The sequence below is a fragment of the Arthrobacter sp. efr-133-R2A-120 genome, assembly GCF_030209835.1.
GTDB lineage: Bacteria > Actinomycetota > Actinomycetes > Actinomycetales > Micrococcaceae > Arthrobacter.
Map to the genome: position 1 here is coordinate 18113 of NZ_JARVRF010000057.1, position 13901 is coordinate 32013.

The 13901-nt window shown below is 63.6% G+C and carries 16 protein-coding genes; 4 read left to right on the forward strand and 12 right to left on the reverse strand.

Translation table 11 applies throughout. The features are described from left to right. Positions 1 to 126: 126 nt before the first annotated feature. The 5 genes from QRN52_RS20670 to QRN52_RS20690 form a co-directional block, all read right to left on the reverse strand. Positions 127 to 1914 carry a sensor histidine kinase gene (locus tag QRN52_RS20670; RefSeq protein WP_284755462.1) on the reverse strand — a complete coding sequence of 596 codons (1788 nt, stop codon included), beginning with the start codon at positions 1912 to 1914 and terminating at the stop codon, positions 127 to 129. Continuing rightward, positions 1911 to 2570: a response regulator gene (locus tag QRN52_RS20675; protein WP_284755463.1), complete on the reverse strand. Its 660-nt coding sequence runs from the start codon at positions 2568 to 2570 to the stop codon at positions 1911 to 1913. The genes QRN52_RS20670 and QRN52_RS20675 overlap by 4 nt, the downstream gene beginning before the upstream one ends. Before the next feature lie 334 nt (positions 2571 to 2904). Then, a complete protein-coding gene (locus QRN52_RS20680; protein WP_284755464.1) occupies positions 2905 to 3243 on the reverse strand; it encodes a hypothetical protein in 339 nt (112 codons plus the stop codon). 42 nt (positions 3244 to 3285) lie between these two features. Next, positions 3286 to 3564, reverse strand: a complete 279-nt coding sequence (locus tag QRN52_RS20685) for a hypothetical protein (protein WP_284755466.1) — start codon at positions 3562 to 3564, stop codon at positions 3286 to 3288. Between the two features lie 27 nt (positions 3565 to 3591). Next, positions 3592 to 3924, reverse strand: a complete 333-nt coding sequence (locus QRN52_RS20690) for a hypothetical protein (protein ID WP_284755467.1) — start codon at positions 3922 to 3924, stop codon at positions 3592 to 3594. Positions 3925 to 4822: 898 nt separating this feature from the next. Between QRN52_RS20690 and QRN52_RS20695 the strand changes: the two genes are divergently transcribed. Next, positions 4823 to 5398 carry an NADPH-dependent F420 reductase gene (locus QRN52_RS20695; protein ID WP_284755469.1) on the forward strand — a complete coding sequence of 192 codons (576 nt, stop codon included), beginning with the start codon at positions 4823 to 4825 and terminating at the stop codon, positions 5396 to 5398. 12 nt (positions 5399 to 5410) lie between these two features. Here the strand turns inward: QRN52_RS20695 and QRN52_RS20700 are convergent, their stop codons facing one another. Then, on the reverse strand, positions 5411 to 6916 hold the full coding sequence (locus tag QRN52_RS20700; RefSeq protein ID WP_284755470.1) for an FAD-dependent oxidoreductase: 1506 nt from the start codon (positions 6914 to 6916) through the stop codon (positions 5411 to 5413). 189 nt (positions 6917 to 7105) lie between these two features. Continuing rightward, on the reverse strand, positions 7106 to 8212 hold the full coding sequence (locus QRN52_RS20705) for an EAL domain-containing protein (protein WP_284755471.1): 1107 nt from the start codon (positions 8210 to 8212) through the stop codon (positions 7106 to 7108). 197 nt (positions 8213 to 8409) lie between these two features. On the opposite strand from QRN52_RS20705, the gene QRN52_RS20710 reads away from it, so the two are divergent. Continuing rightward, the gene (locus QRN52_RS20710; protein WP_284755472.1) at positions 8410 to 9225 is read left to right on the forward strand and encodes an MBL fold metallo-hydrolase; all 816 of its coding nucleotides are present in this window, start codon (positions 8410 to 8412) and stop codon (positions 9223 to 9225) included. Here the strand turns inward: QRN52_RS20710 and QRN52_RS20715 are convergent. From QRN52_RS20715 to QRN52_RS20730, 4 genes are read right to left on the reverse strand one after another with little or no spacing between them, the layout of a single operon-like run. Continuing rightward, entirely contained in the window at positions 9222 to 9827 is a 606-nt protein-coding gene (locus QRN52_RS20715; RefSeq protein WP_284755473.1) for a cation efflux transmembrane domain-containing protein, read from the reverse strand. The two genes, QRN52_RS20710 and QRN52_RS20715, sit on opposite strands and share 4 nt — an antisense overlap. A 24-nt stretch (positions 9828 to 9851) precedes the next feature. Next, positions 9852 to 10466 carry a cation efflux transmembrane domain-containing protein gene (locus tag QRN52_RS20720; protein WP_284755474.1) on the reverse strand — a complete coding sequence of 205 codons (615 nt, stop codon included), beginning with the start codon at positions 10464 to 10466 and terminating at the stop codon, positions 9852 to 9854. Further along, positions 10466 to 11431 (reverse strand): cation diffusion facilitator family transporter, encoded by a 966-nt coding sequence (locus QRN52_RS20725; RefSeq protein ID WP_284755476.1) that lies wholly within the window; start codon positions 11429 to 11431, stop codon positions 10466 to 10468. Before QRN52_RS20725 ends, QRN52_RS20720 begins: the two co-directional genes overlap by 1 nt. Beyond that, positions 11428 to 11841 (reverse strand): ArsR/SmtB family transcription factor, encoded by a 414-nt coding sequence (locus QRN52_RS20730; RefSeq protein ID WP_284755477.1) that lies wholly within the window; start codon positions 11839 to 11841, stop codon positions 11428 to 11430. The genes QRN52_RS20725 and QRN52_RS20730 overlap by 4 nt, the downstream gene beginning before the upstream one ends. A 145-nt stretch (positions 11842 to 11986) precedes the next feature. Here QRN52_RS20730 and QRN52_RS20735 point away from each other — a divergent pair, with 145 nt between their 5' ends. After that, on the forward strand, positions 11987 to 12130 hold the full coding sequence (locus QRN52_RS20735) for a hypothetical protein (RefSeq protein ID WP_284755478.1): 144 nt from the start codon (positions 11987 to 11989) through the stop codon (positions 12128 to 12130). Positions 12131 to 12284: 154 nt separating this feature from the next. Here the strand turns inward: QRN52_RS20735 and QRN52_RS20740 are convergent, their stop codons facing one another. After that, positions 12285 to 12812, reverse strand: a complete 528-nt coding sequence (locus QRN52_RS20740; protein WP_284755479.1) for a MarR family winged helix-turn-helix transcriptional regulator — start codon at positions 12810 to 12812, stop codon at positions 12285 to 12287. Positions 12813 to 12922: 110 nt separating this feature from the next. Here QRN52_RS20740 and lgt point away from each other — a divergent pair, with 110 nt between their 5' ends. Continuing rightward, a complete protein-coding gene (gene lgt / locus QRN52_RS20745; RefSeq protein ID WP_284755480.1) occupies positions 12923 to 13807 on the forward strand; it encodes a prolipoprotein diacylglyceryl transferase in 885 nt (294 codons plus the stop codon). Positions 13808 to 13901: the final 94 nt, after the last annotated feature.

Sequence of the window (13901 nt, forward strand, 5' to 3'; positions counted from 1 at the left end):
TGTGTCGCCGTCGCTGGCCAAGCCTTTTTGGCCGGCCACACCAAGTGACAGCGGGGGAACGGGCCAAGGACGCGATCGCGCGAAAGCGTTCGCGCCCTGTTTCAGCCGGGAGACGGACCGTCAAGCTCACGCAAGAGCAACCCGCAGCACGACGTTGTCGCCATCTTCGCTGAGTGCTGCTTCCTTGGACAGGGCCTGAAGCGTCGTCATTCCGAGGCCGGGGCGGATCTGGCCTCGGAGCCGGCCGGGGGAACTGATGGTTATGTGAATGGCGCCGGTGTCGATCGCCGGTCTTGCCGGGAGCGGCTCTTGGGCCGACATTGCGACCCGGACATGGCTTCGTTCACCGTGCCGGATGGCGTTGGTGAAGCCTTCCGAGAGCACTTCGATGACTGCCTCGGCCCTGGCGGGGTCTTCGTCGCACAACACCCACACTTCAGGGTCGATGTCGCATGCCAGTTTCAGCACGCGCCCCCAAGTACTCAGCAGGTCCTGGATACTCGATGCCGCGCTCCCTGCTTGCCCGGGCGAGTCGTCCAAGATCTCATTCTGCGCAGTAGCCACGGCACGCGTCAGGATGTTCTTGACGCTCTGCGGGGCAAGGTCCTCTTCGGGGTCGTTCGCTCCCGAGGCACCCAGGGCGAGGGCGCTCGAAACCAGGTTTCCCTGCAGGTTGTTGTGCAGAATCCTGGCGACTCTCCGGCGGGTGTAAAGCAGCTTTTGGTGCGCGCGGTCGGCTAGCTTGAGTTGCTCGTTGAGCGAGCGTGCCAGCCTGACCTCGTGCCGCCGTCGTTGGCGCTCGGCAGCTCGAAGAACCGCCACAGTGAGCGCAGTCAGCGGATAGGCCCAGACGGCGGACCAGTAGAAGAACGGGGTATAGCCGAACGCGCCCAGCAGCAGGCAGGTCACCGACGCGGAAACTGCGGCCGTGCCTGCGTAGCAGAGGGTCATCGCGGAAATTCGCCGCAGAGGACTGGTAATCCCCCGCACCGTCCGGGCCGTCGCGGCGTTCCCGAGGAGCAGGATTGCCCCGCCGACAACCCACTGAACCAGCAGGAAGAGGACGCCGTATTCCGCCAGCAGACGGACCGCAATGAGTGACGTAAAGAGCAGGACAGGCAATCCGACCGGCGCGGCCCGGATCAAATGCGTGAGTCCCTCGGTGCGTTCTGCGCGGGAAGGCGGCCGCGGAGGGGCCGTCTCGTGCGGCCACGGTGTGTGGTCGTGGAAAAGTTGGTGGCTCATTGGGCGGACGACGTCATCCGAGATCGTCCGCAGCAGGCGTGAGGCCTCGGTTCTGTCCAGGGTTGTCGTGATCCGGGCGGCGAGGACCGTGTCAAGACGCTTGGAGAGTTCGGCGACATATTCGGAACGGATCGAGCGCAAGCGGTGCTCATCGAAGCCGAGCTGCACCTCGATTGCAGCCCGGGCAGCGCGGAGCCGGGGTTCGAGCACGGCGTGCCCGCGGATGGAGTCCGTCAGCATCGCGATCGCCGAGAGGAAGACCAGGGCCGCCCCGATGTTGATGAGGACGCGGGCCCAGAGATCTTCGCTGAGGTCTGCGATATTCAAGGCCTGGGCGGACCAAGCCACCAGGAGGGGGCGGCAGGCGCCCAGGAAAGCGAAGGTGCCGAACGCCGTCGCGATTCTGCCTTTGACGCTCGGGCGTGCCGTGATCAAGGGGCGAAGGAGTATCCCCACAAGACCAAGCACAACGTGCACCAGAAACACGATCGCCGTGCCGGAACCTTCCACGGCCGACGTGACCGATCCCGTCCCAGCGAGCGTGATCGATCCGGCGAACATGTTCATGACCGTCAGCGCCAAGGGCAAGGTCAGGAGCCACGACCAGACGCTCAAGGCATTGCTACTGCCGATACCCCGGGCCCAGAGCGCAGGGGAGCGGCTGATCATTTTTCGCTATCGACCGGGGCCGGCAACCCAAACGTACGCGCGTATAGCGTTGCCGCGGCAACCCGCGGATTGACGCCCGGACTCCGGTTCAGGCCAAGGGCCTCGAACGTGCGGGACACGGCCTTCTCCACGGAGCGCATGCTGCTTCCCCGTTGTTTGGCGATTTCAGCGTTCGACCAGCCCTCCGCGATCATGCGCAGGATATCCAGCTGTACCCGAGTCAGCGCGCCGATCTTCGCTGCGTCCGACGCCACAGCGGGAGTCACGGTGACAGGGAGCTCCACGAGGGTCGAGTTCACTGCACTGATGAGGCCTTCCACGGAGTCAAGGGACGCCTTGTTGACGAAGGTTGCTCCCGCCGGCAACTCAGAAAAGGGAGCTTCCGACGGATAGTTGGTGAGGAACACAATGGCGCACCCCGGGGAGAGCGACTTCACGACATGCGCCAGTTCGACGCCGTTGGGCCGGGTTCCCAGATCGATGTCCGTCACCAGGACATCGGGATCGACGGCGGCGAACATCGACAGAGCCTGGGACGCGGACGCGCAATCATGCACGTCGAATTCCGGGCCCCTCAAGGCTTCGGCAACAAGCCCGCGCATGAATGGTTGATCTTCGACAACCAGCACCCGCCGAACCCACCCCAGATCCCCCATGGTTGAAGGCTATCCGAGCGCGCCCGGTGATTCACCAGCGGCACCTGTTGGTTACGGCTCATGATGGATTACGACGGCGGTGCGCCGGCGGTACTCCTCGCGACGCCGGCTGCCGGTGGCGGCGTCTCAGTGGCGGAGAGCAATCGTCACAACGAAAATTGTGGCGGCAGCCAACACCCCTAATCCGACGTAGGACAGCTGCCGCTGAATCCTTCTTCGCCGCTCGCGTCGTTCATCCCTGGCCAGATATCCCGTTCTGAAGTTCCCCATGCCGGGAGGATATCGTCACTGAATTTCCGTTGGGTCCCGGGGTTCGGGTATTGCGACCGGGTCCTTACGCGTACTCGTCCTTCCCATGGTTGTTGAGAAGGTCCGTTCCTGAGCTAATTTTCATGGCCGGTAGGGGATCGGGAACAGACGTCCCAACAGACAGTGATGCGAGCAGAATTGCAGTGTTCATCACCAGAGCGGCCAGACTGACTAAGAGTGCTATGCGGTACGCCTGCTGACCGGTGCCGCGCTGGCCAGCAATCGCCCACACCAACACAAGCACGGACAGCGCAGCCCCCAGAAATGGATGCAGGACTGCCAAGACGCCCCCAATGACCCCGGCGATTACGCATAGTCGGGACAACAGGATGCCGCTTTCGGTACCGTTTAGGTTCGGGGTCATTTTGAAACTCCTGTCCAAACAGATTCCGGTTCCAAATGCTGCTTACTCGTCCTTCCCATGGTTGTTGAGAAGGTCCGGGATCTGGTTTCGAAGCATGTGTGCTGCGATGCCCAGAGCTATGAGTGATGCGCCCAGTGGGGCAAGCCCGAAGCGCACGACTGAACCGACGAGGCCTGTCAGCCATATACCGACGCCCGCGCCGGCTCCGCCTTGGAGGGAGATAAGCAGCGAAAGTAAGTTTGTGGCTAACGTTTCGAAGACGACTCCGCCCGCGCAGACAATCACGCCAATAATGAGCAGCCGGTTTCTTACCTGGACCACGCGACCCCCTATGTGACTAGTTGACTTCTACCTGAAATGTCCCGGAACACCTGCGTACACGACCATGGACTTGGCCATGAACGTGGGGTAGGCGAGAACGTTGTTCCAGGGGACACGGCTAGACCCGCTCTTCCCGCAACCGGTCCCGTACCAACGCTTCCAGAGTCCAAAGCTCCCGCCGTTGTAGCCCGTGTAGTACCCGGATCCCTGGGTGCACACGCCAAAGATGACGAGTGGCGCAACATTCCAACCGTAGTATTTTTCTGAAGCATGGTTGTAGGACGTTAGGCGCCGGATCTCGCCGCTCCAGCTACCTCCCACAGGAGCCCAGAAGTACGTGGAGTGGTCGATCGTCGCCATTGCACTCACTGATTGAAATGGCGGGGCCAAGATAGCGTCGCCTTTTTCTGGCGCGTTTGCCAATGCGTCGAGGTTGTCAAACTGAGAAGCGGGAAATTCGCCCGGTTTGAGGTGAAGATCCCTCGCAACTTCAGGAGTGACGATTAGCGACCCTTCGGCTTCGGTCGGCAACGGGTAAAATGTTGCCCCCCATCCTCCGCGGTCCCGACGGCGTTCCCGTCCATCACGTACACGCTGTCGTACTTATTGGCGATTTCATGCAGTGGACTGGCGCTTCGCCCGGGCGACAGCCCCTGATCCCAGGCGACAGACTGGACTCCACGACTGGTACCGGCTCGTATCGGCTGGTCTTCCCGTTCCTGGGGTGCCGTGTTCCTTTGGGCAGTACCTGCCTGTCCTGGCGCGGCAATAAAGATGGCCGCAATCAAAGAAAGACATGCCGTAGCTGAGGCAATAATATGTAGACGCTGCAAGGGAAACTCCTATTCATATAGGCGCCCCCTGAGACCCACAGCTTGCAAGGAATAATACGGCCTTTTTGCCTTTGTTGGAAGGGAAATTCGAACAAAGTCGGCCTATTTCAGTTCTTAAATTTGGCATTTGAAAAGGAGGATTAGCCTATGCCTCATGGTTACGACACGGGCCGCGAAGCCTTCCGACGGCCCGTGCGGGGGACTAGGATTCCGGAATGAAAGTTACGTTGCTCCGTGGGGAGGGCGATGGCTGGCCCGACTGCCCGCATCAATTCGTCGGTCGCTGCAATGATTGTCGGGATGCTGACCGAAATTCCCGTGGTGAACCAGGTGGCCGTGAGCCCGTAGGCCCCAGCGAATAGTCGGTGTGGAGCCTCCAAGGTGTTCTTTGTCGGTACTTGGTTCGAAATGAGTAGGTGGGATCCATGCGGATCACCGTGATTGGGCGGGGGCACGTCGGCGGTGCGCTGGCGCGACGCTGGACGGCTGCAGGCCACGACGTGACTGCGCTAGGCCGGGACGGCGGTGATGCCACAGGCGCCGACGTCGTGGTGGTCGCCATTCCGGGAGACTCGATCGCCGTCGGCTTGGCCAAGATTGCCGGCCTAGACGGTCAGGTGACAATCGATGCCAGCAATACCTTCGGCGATCGCCCGGCCGGCTACGACTCGATCGCCCAACAGGTCAAAGCGATTGTCGGCGGGCCCACCGCTAAGGCCTTCAACACCAACTTCGCTTCAATCTATGACGCCGTCGATGCTGAGCCAATGCCACCGGGAACCCTCTTCGCGTCCGACGACGATGCCCGCGAGGCGACCGAGCGCCTCATCCGGGACGCGGGATTCGAGCCGATACATCTTGGCGACTTGGCGAAGGCTCCGCTGCTGGAAAGTCTCATCACCCTGACCTCGACGCTCGACAGGGGAGAACTCGGTCCGTTCTTCTACCGCTTCAACCGCCCCGGTGAGCTGGCGGCACGCTTAGGCCTCAACCCGAGCTGAACACCGAGCCCTCTACTGCAGCTTGAACAGATTGTGCGTCGCCGGCCCCTCCAGCAGCTTTCCCGCGGCGGAGTAACGCGAGCCGTGGAGGGGGCAGTCCCAGGACTTTTCGGCGTCGTTCCAGTGCAGGATCCCACCCAGGTGCGCGCATTCCGCTGACACCCTGCACACCACGCCGTCCACCGTGCAGATTGCCGCGGGCTTCCCGTGGAAAAGCCCGGTGACGCCCGTGCCCTCGGCGGGGCTGGTTTCCTCCGTGATGGCGGGCTTCTCCTTCAGGGCTGCCTTGTCCCGGAAATTCTGCTGCTGTGTCTCTATGTTGAGCGAAATCGTCGACGCTGCTCCGCGGGGACCCGTGACCCGGCGATGGATCGTGTGGGCCCACTCCAGCTTTTCGCCACGGATATCAGCGGTGATGTCCAGCGCCGCCGCAACACCATTTGTCATGCCCCACTTGTTGTAGCCGGTGCCGAAGAAGATCTTCCCGTGGCCCCGTGGGAACCTGCCAAAGAACGGCATGAGATTACCGGCCTGGTAGTCCTGGGCAGCCCACGTGTGCGTGACCTCGGCACCCGGGTAATGCTGTTGGGCCCAGCCGAGCAGCTCGTTCACATGGACCTGCGTCGACGGCGCCCGGCCACCCGCATGACCGAACCCGCCCACCAAAAGCAACCTCCCGCCGTCGGGCATTGGATAGTCCCTCAGTGAGCGGGTGGGCGGCTCAGCGGAAAGGTACATCCCCGGCGGCGGGGTGATGCCTTCCGGCAGCCGCAGCGCGGCGGCGTACGAACGATTCGGCCGCAGCTTCGCGAAGTAGAGCCCCCGGTTCAGGATCGGTGTCCCGGTGGCGAGCACCACGTAGCGCGCGGTGACCTCGCCCTTCCTGGTGACCACCGTCAGGGGATCGCCGTTGCGGACGTTCATGACGCGGATGCCCTCCACGATGCTGCCGCCGGCGGCCCGAACATCCACAGCCAGCGCATCCAGGACGTCCATGGGGTTGAATTGGGCCTGTTTCGCAAGCCGCAAGGCGGCGTCGACGTCGAAAGGCAGCCCCGTCTCGAGGGTGGACTTGACGTTGAGCCCCGCAGCCCGGGCCACGAAGGCTTCAGCACGAAGCCGATCCGCGCCGGCCGGGGTAGTGGCGAACGTGTAGGCATCCCGATACTGGAAGGGCACACCCCGCTCCTCGAAATAGGCGAGCAACCACTTCTGGGCGGCCCTGTTCGCGTCAACGTAGGCACGGACCACGTTCACCGAATACTGGTCCCGAAGCCTGGACAACGTGGTGCCCTGCAACAGGCTCAGCTTGGCTGTGGTGTTACCGGTGTTGACAGCCCCGATATGCCGGGCCTCGAGGACCAGCACACTGCTCCCGGTCCGTGCCAGCATGAGTGCCGTGGCCAAGCCCGTGATTCCGGCGCCGACCACGACGGCGTCGTAACTGGTCCCGGGCGTGAATTCATCGGGGCTCGCGGCTGCGGAAGCATCGCGCGCGTCCAGCCACAGAGAAGTCATAGCGGTCTCACGTCCCTTCAGCCGGGCGCGGCCCACACCGGAATTAGCGTGCGGCGGCCCGGTAGTGCCAGAGAAGCAGAAGGCCGCAAGAGAAGCAATAGGGGAGCGCGGAGCATATCCAAGGGGTCCCGAAATCGAGGAAGATGGGCCGCCCCAAAACGCCCTGCCCCCTTCTTGGGAGCGGGTCTGTCAGCTCCGGTTCAGCCAGGTACGCAGGTTCCTGCCGCGACCTCCAAGGGAGGCGAGATGCCGGGCGCGCCCGCCCCACTTTGCCCAATCGCTAGGCTGGACCGAGGGCCGCCCAAGGTGATACCCCTGTCCGACGGTTACTCCCAGGCCCGCGAGAGTGGCGAGTTCGTCCTTGGTTTCGATGCGTTGGGCGGTCAAAGCCGCCCCGATCTCCCGCGCGAACCGGACCTCCGCTTGGACCAGTTCCTGCCGAAGGGGATCCTGGTTGAGGCCTGCGGTCAGCTTCCGGTCCAGCTTGATCATCTCCGGTTTAAGCCGAAGAATATGGCCGGCACCGGCGAAGAATGAACCGGAGTCTTCGATGGACAGGCGTACGCCGGCACTGCGCAGCGGAGCCACCACGGCGTCGAGCGAATCGGCCTGGTGCCTGGGGAACTCTCCGGAGATTTCGAGGATCACCCGGGATGCCGCCACCGGAGTCTGATCGAAAAGCACAGGAAGCCGCGGATCCAGGCAGACCTCGTGGGAAAGCTTCAACGCCACGAAAAGTTGCTGCGGCAGTTCCAGCGCGGCCTTAAGCCCCGACTCCAAGGCCGCGAACTCGAGATCCGTTCGGAGCCCCGTGTCCTCGGCTTCCGCGAACCAGTAATCGGCAGGGTCACCACTGTCCGTGACGAAGCGGGTCAAAGCCTCGGCGCCGACCACCGTGGACGTGGTGAGGTCGAAAACGGGCTGGAAGGCGGTCATCAACATCCCGTCCCTGAGGACCGCCTCAAGCCGGGGGCTGCTTGGGTGCTGGAACAAATCCACGTCCGGGTCGCCTTGAGGTTCCGGCTCGCCTTGCGGGGCCGGCTGTTCCGACCTGAGCGAAGACAAATGTTCCAGCAGCGCCTCTTCCGGACGCCCGGGGTGGGCAGCAATGTGCTGGCGAAGTTGCTCGCGCACAGCCTCCGTCGCCTGCGAAGAGTCAGACAAGACTTCCTCGATGATCTCCAGGACCTGGAGGCGCAGCCCACGCAACTGCTCGATGGGCGCCTCCACGTTCTCCGGGCTGGCCCGCATCCCGGCGTTGGTCAATGCAAGAAAAGACGGTTTCCGCGTCGACATGAAATCATTCCTTTGCCTTTAGCTCCGGCTGAGCCCGGACCTGCAAACTAAAGGGAATACTACAGCCGAACAAACCGGTCGTCCCGGATTGAAATGAAATCTTCATGGGGATGTAACGTGCTCCCGATCCTCCCAGCTCCGCGTGGGTAGAATCAAGGCCTGAACACTTCCGGAACGCATCTGAAGACGGAGAAACAATGTCAGCATGGCTCGAAGTCGGCCCTAACAACTATGTGTTGGAGACCGAAGGGTGCCTGCTCAACACGGGCCTCGTTGTAGGTACCGAACGAGCCATGGTGATCGACACCGGTTGCGGCCCCCGCCAAGGCCGGCAGATCCTCGCCGCAGTCCGCGAAAAGACCCAGCTGCCGCTGGTCGTCGTGAACACCCACGCCCATTACGACCACTACTTCGGCAACGCCGTTTTTGCCGACGACGGCGTCACCGAGTTTTGGGGGCACGTCAACTGTGCGGCCACAATCGACGACGACGGCGACCACCAGCGCCGCTTCGTCGCCGCCGCGGAACCGGAGATGGCCGCGGGCCAGGGTGACGCCGTCGAGATCGTCATTCCCAACGCGATCGTCAAGGACCAGCCCGTCCTGGTGGACCTCGGCGGCCTCACCGCCACGCTGTTCTATTTGGGCCGCGGCCACACCGACGGCGACCTCCTGGTAGGCACGCCCAGCACGCTCTACGCCGGTGACCTCGTGGAACAAGGTGCGCATCCCTCGTTCGAGGACGCCTACCCGGAGGACTGGGCCGACGCCCTCCGGCACATCTCGGCCCTGCGCCACCGTTACGAGTTCCTCATCCCCGGCCACGGGAAGCCTTGTAGCGACCAGTTCGTGAAGACGATGGCCGACACCATGTCCACAGCGGTAAGGCAAGCGAGGCAGTCGATCCGGGACACGCCGTCGGACGCTACCAAAGCGATCCCGGTGCTTCCCTACGGACCCGAGCAGTCACGCTGGTTCATCAAGCGGCTCCAGGAGACGCAAGCGCACCACTAAGAGGTGTGTCTGAAAGCGTGACTGGCTTCGCGGGCGGCGTAGTAGATGATCACGACGCCGGCCAGGGGATCCGCCCACCACCAGCCGAACAGGGCGTTAAGGGCGAGCCCGGCCAGCACCGCGCCGGCCAGGTAGGCGTCCACCAGGGTCACTTTTCCTTCCGCGCGGAGTACCGGATTGCCCAAGCGGTGCCCGGTGCGGATCTTGCCCCACGCCAGGGCGAGCATGACCACGAAAGTAAGGGATGTCCAGACGATGCCCAGGCCTGAGGTGGCGGGGCGGACGCCGGTGGCAAACACCACCGCCACTTGGATGAGCAGGTAGGCGCCGAGAACCGCGAAGGCCGTCCCTATCAACCGCATCGCGGGGGCTTCGCGCTCCTTGTGGGCGCCTTTGAGCTGCCACACCACCACGATCGACGCGAAGATCTCGATCAGGGAATCCAAGCCGAAACCGGCCAGTGCCGGGGACCCGGCTTGAATGGCCGCGGCTGCCAGGACGCCGAGGCCCACCACGTTCCAGCCCAGGGTCGCGTATTCCAGCCGCAGCCCGCGGCGCAACAGCCTTCCGGAGTCTGTGGTTGGGGTTTCAATGCTGGCCATGGGGTGTCCGTTTCCTTGAGTGCGCTAGCAGCAGTCTTCACCCTTCCACGCTTCTCGGCCTTCTTTGACGGCGACGGCGGCGATGATGAGGCCGATGACGGGGTCAAGCCACCACGCGCCGAAGAGCGCATTGCCGGCCAGACCGATCAGCACAGCGGCAGCCGTGGCGGCGCAGAGCAGGTTCTGGGTTCCTTCCCCGGCGGTGGCTCCGGAGTTCAGCCTCGCACCGAGGCGCTGCTTGGCGATACCGAGGACAGGCATGATCACCAAGCTTGCCGCGGTGAGCACGATGCCCAGGATGCTGTTCTCGGCCCGGTGTCCCGTGGCCAGGTCGATGACCGACTGGATTCCGATGTAGGGGGCGAGGAGCCAGAAACTGATCGCGACGGCCTTTTGTGCGCGGCCTTCGGCGGTTTCGGACAGGGTGCGGGATCCGGTGAACCGCCAGATGACGATGATGCTCGCCAGGCCCTCGACGGCGGAGCTGAGCGCCCAGCCGATCAGGGACACGGAGCCTGCGGTGCCGCCGGCAACAAGGCCGAGGGCTCCCTCCAGGAGCATCCAGATGAGGCTGAACCAGGACAGCAGCCGGACGGTGCGGGCGTCCTTGATCCAGGACCGGGGCGGGGCAGTTGTCATCAGTGGGTTCCGGTTTCGTGGACCGCGTGGCCGGCGGGTTCGAGCTGGAAGGTGGAGTGTTCGACGTCGAAATGACCGGTCAGGCAGTTCTGCAGCTGGTCAAGAATGAGCGGTGCATGCCCGTCGTGGAAGCAGCTCTCGTCCAGGACAACGTGCGCGGAGAGGGCGGGAAGGTCCGAGGTGACTGTCCAGACGTGCAGGTCGTGGACGTCGTGCACGTGCCCGGTTTCGAGGAGGTGTTCCCTGACCTGGTCCAGGTCAACACCTTCCGGCGCGCCTTCCAGGAGGATCCTCCCGGAGTCCCGCAGCAGCCCCCATGCGGCGTGCAGCATCAGGCCCACCACGATGAGGGAAGCGATCGCGTCCGCACGGGCAAAACCGGTGGTCAGGACGACGAGCCCGGCGATCGCCGTCGCAATGAATCCGTACAGGTCGGTCAGGATGTGCTGGAAGGACCCTTCCACGTTCAGGCTGGACCGGTTGGCTTTGGCCAGCACCCACACCGCAACCAGGTTCACGATGACCCCGAGGATCGCGACCACCAGTACAGGGCCGCCCTCGACCGGTGGCGGATCGATGAGACGATGGATGGCCTCGACGGCCACAAGGGCGCTGATGACCAGCAACGTGATTCCATTGGCGGCCGCGGACAGGATTTCCGCGCGCTTGAATCCGAACGTCCAGATTCCCCGCGCAGGGCGGGCCGCGAGGCTGATCGCCCACAGCGAGGCGGCGATCGCTCCGGCGTCGGTAAGCATATGCCCGGCGTCCGAAAGCAGCGCCAGCGAGCCGGAAACGACGGCGACAATCACCTCGACGATCATGAACCCGACAATCAGCGCTAACGCGATAACCAGATAGCGCCGGTCCGCGTTCGCTGCTATTGCGTGGCTGTGGGCATGGTGTTTGGCTGGGTTGCCCGCAGTGTCGTGGGGATGGTGGTGGGCTTCGTGGTGGGTGCTCATTGGCCACCGTCCTTCTTGGCCGTGCGCTCGGGATGGACGGCGACGGTGTGTCCGGTGTGGGTCAAGCCCAAGTCCAGGAGCATCCGCACGTGCGCATCGTCCAGCCGGTAGTAGGCCATCCGGCCGCGCCTCGAAACGGAAACCACCCGGTGGGCGCGCAGCAGCCGCAACGCATGGCTGACAGCGCTCTCGGTCATCGCCGTCGTCGCTGCGAGGTCGCAGACGCACAGTTCCCCGCCTTCCAGCAACGATGTCAACAGCCGCAAACGCCCCGGATCGCCGAGCAGCGAGAACACATCCGCCAGCTCGGCAATGTCATGATCCGAGGGCAGGGCTGCCCGGACGAGTTCGACCTTGTCGGGGTCAACAAGTTTCACACCGCATTCATCGGCGGCTTCACGAACAGCCACGGGACCTCCAACATCTGAACAACTATTCAGACGTCAGTATAAGCGGAAGGGACACGATACCCAGCCAGCGGCTGCCAGCTGGGAACTTCCTAACAGTTATCCCTCTTGTTGCCTGAGCGAAACAATCGCGGCGTACGCTCCCCGTATGGGGAACAAGTTGATTGGGCTCTCGGGTCGCGAATCGAAGCGGGAAATTCGGAAGCAGCGCCTTCAGCTGCTTGCATACGTGGGCCTGGGGATCCTCGCTCTGGCGACCGTGGTCGTCGTCGTGATCGCGCTGCGACGCTAGTGGGCTGGCGGCTCGACTTCCAACACTCACGCTGGTTCATCGACCTAGCGCGAACTGGCAGTACATGCCCTCTGGGGGCGATGTTGAGGGCATCAGCTGCCAGTTCGCGCTCGGGGAAGAGGATGGCAATCGCGAGTCTTGCTAAGCGGATCCCTTACGGTCGTGTCCCGTTTTGCCGGTCCTGGTCCCGGTTCTGGCTCTTGTCGTCGGATTCCAGCAGGGCCGCGAGGGCGGCCAGTGCAGGGACGGCGTTTTCTATTGCATTCCGGTAGGCCCTCGGGAGCCGTTCGAGGGCTTGCCCGAGTCGCCTGTCGTTGGCGGCCTGCCATGCTGCCAATATCTCCGTGCCGCTCTGTGTCAGGCTCAGGTTCGCGGCCCTTCGGTCACCAGGCCGGGGGGTGCGCTCCACTAGGCCTGCGGTCACCATTTGCTGAACCAGGTTGCTGACCGTGTTGGTGGCAAGCCGTTGACGGTCAGCGAGGTCGCTGACGCCTATCCCGGGCTCCTCGGCGAGGCGTTGCATTACCTCTACTTGGGCCATGGGAAGGGACTCCCAAGGGAACTCCTGCCGCACGCTGGAGCGCAGGACCCGTCGCAGGCGCGCTATCACGCCGGTCAGCGACCAGGCATCGGCGCCCGTGTAGTCACGGACCGGGGGTTCGGTGGCGGAGGCGGTTTTCATTGCATTTAGCCTATCCCGATAGTCCCCTTATAGAATAGTTCTGTAACCGAACAACTTACTTCAAGCGCAGCCCCGTCCCGCCGTCGCCCGTACCTTCCAGACAGGAGTCCATGGCCTCCATGACTGCCAGCGATTCATTCCTTCCGTCGCCGACCGTGAGCGCCTTTCACGTGGGTCCCTTGACCATCCATTTCTACGCCCTGTGTATCCTGGCCGGGATCGCTGTGGCCGTCTGGCTCACTTCCCGACGTTGGACCGCCCGGGGCGGCCAGGACGGGCAGGTTCTGGACATTTGCCTCTGGGCGGTGCCCGCAGGAATCATCGGGGGCCGGATCTACCACGTCATCACCGACCCTGAGCTCTACTTCCTTCCGGGGAAGAATCCGTGGAATGCCTTTGCCATCTGGGATGGCGGCCTGGGGATCTGGGGCGCCGTGGCCTTGGGCGTAGCGGGGGCGTGGATCGGCTGCCGGAGAGCGAAGGTCTCCTTGCTTGCGTTCCTGGACGCCGTTGCGCCGGGCGTGGTTTTTGCCCAGGCCCTGGGCCGGTGGGGTAACTGGTTCAACAACGAGCTCTACGGGGATCCGACGACCCTTCCGTGGAAACTTCAGATCCATCAGATGGACCCTGCCACCGGGTCAGCGGTGACCGATCCCTCGGGTGCCCCGGTGGTCCTTGGCTATTTCCAGCCCACGTTCCTCTACGAATCGCTGTGGTGCGTCGTCGTCGGGCTTCTTCTTTTGTATGTGGACCGGCGCTTTACCCTCGGGGCGGGAAGCGTGTTCTCCCTGTACGTTGCCGGGTACACGGCGGGACGCTTCGCTTTTGAACTGATGCGCTCCGACTATGCCAACCTGATTCTGGGGCTCCGGGTGAACACCTGGGTTGCCGGCCTGATCTTCCTCGCGGGTGCCGTCGCGTTTGCCCTGCTGTTCCGGCGCAGACGCTCGATGGCCGTGCCGGGGGACTCCGCCCGCACTCCTCTGAACCGCTGACGACAGGCAGCTGAACTGCCGGGGCCGGCGGGCTCACCTGTTGCTGAGCCGGTGCGGGCTACTCGTTTCCGCTACTTGGTGTCTTGGGGCTTTT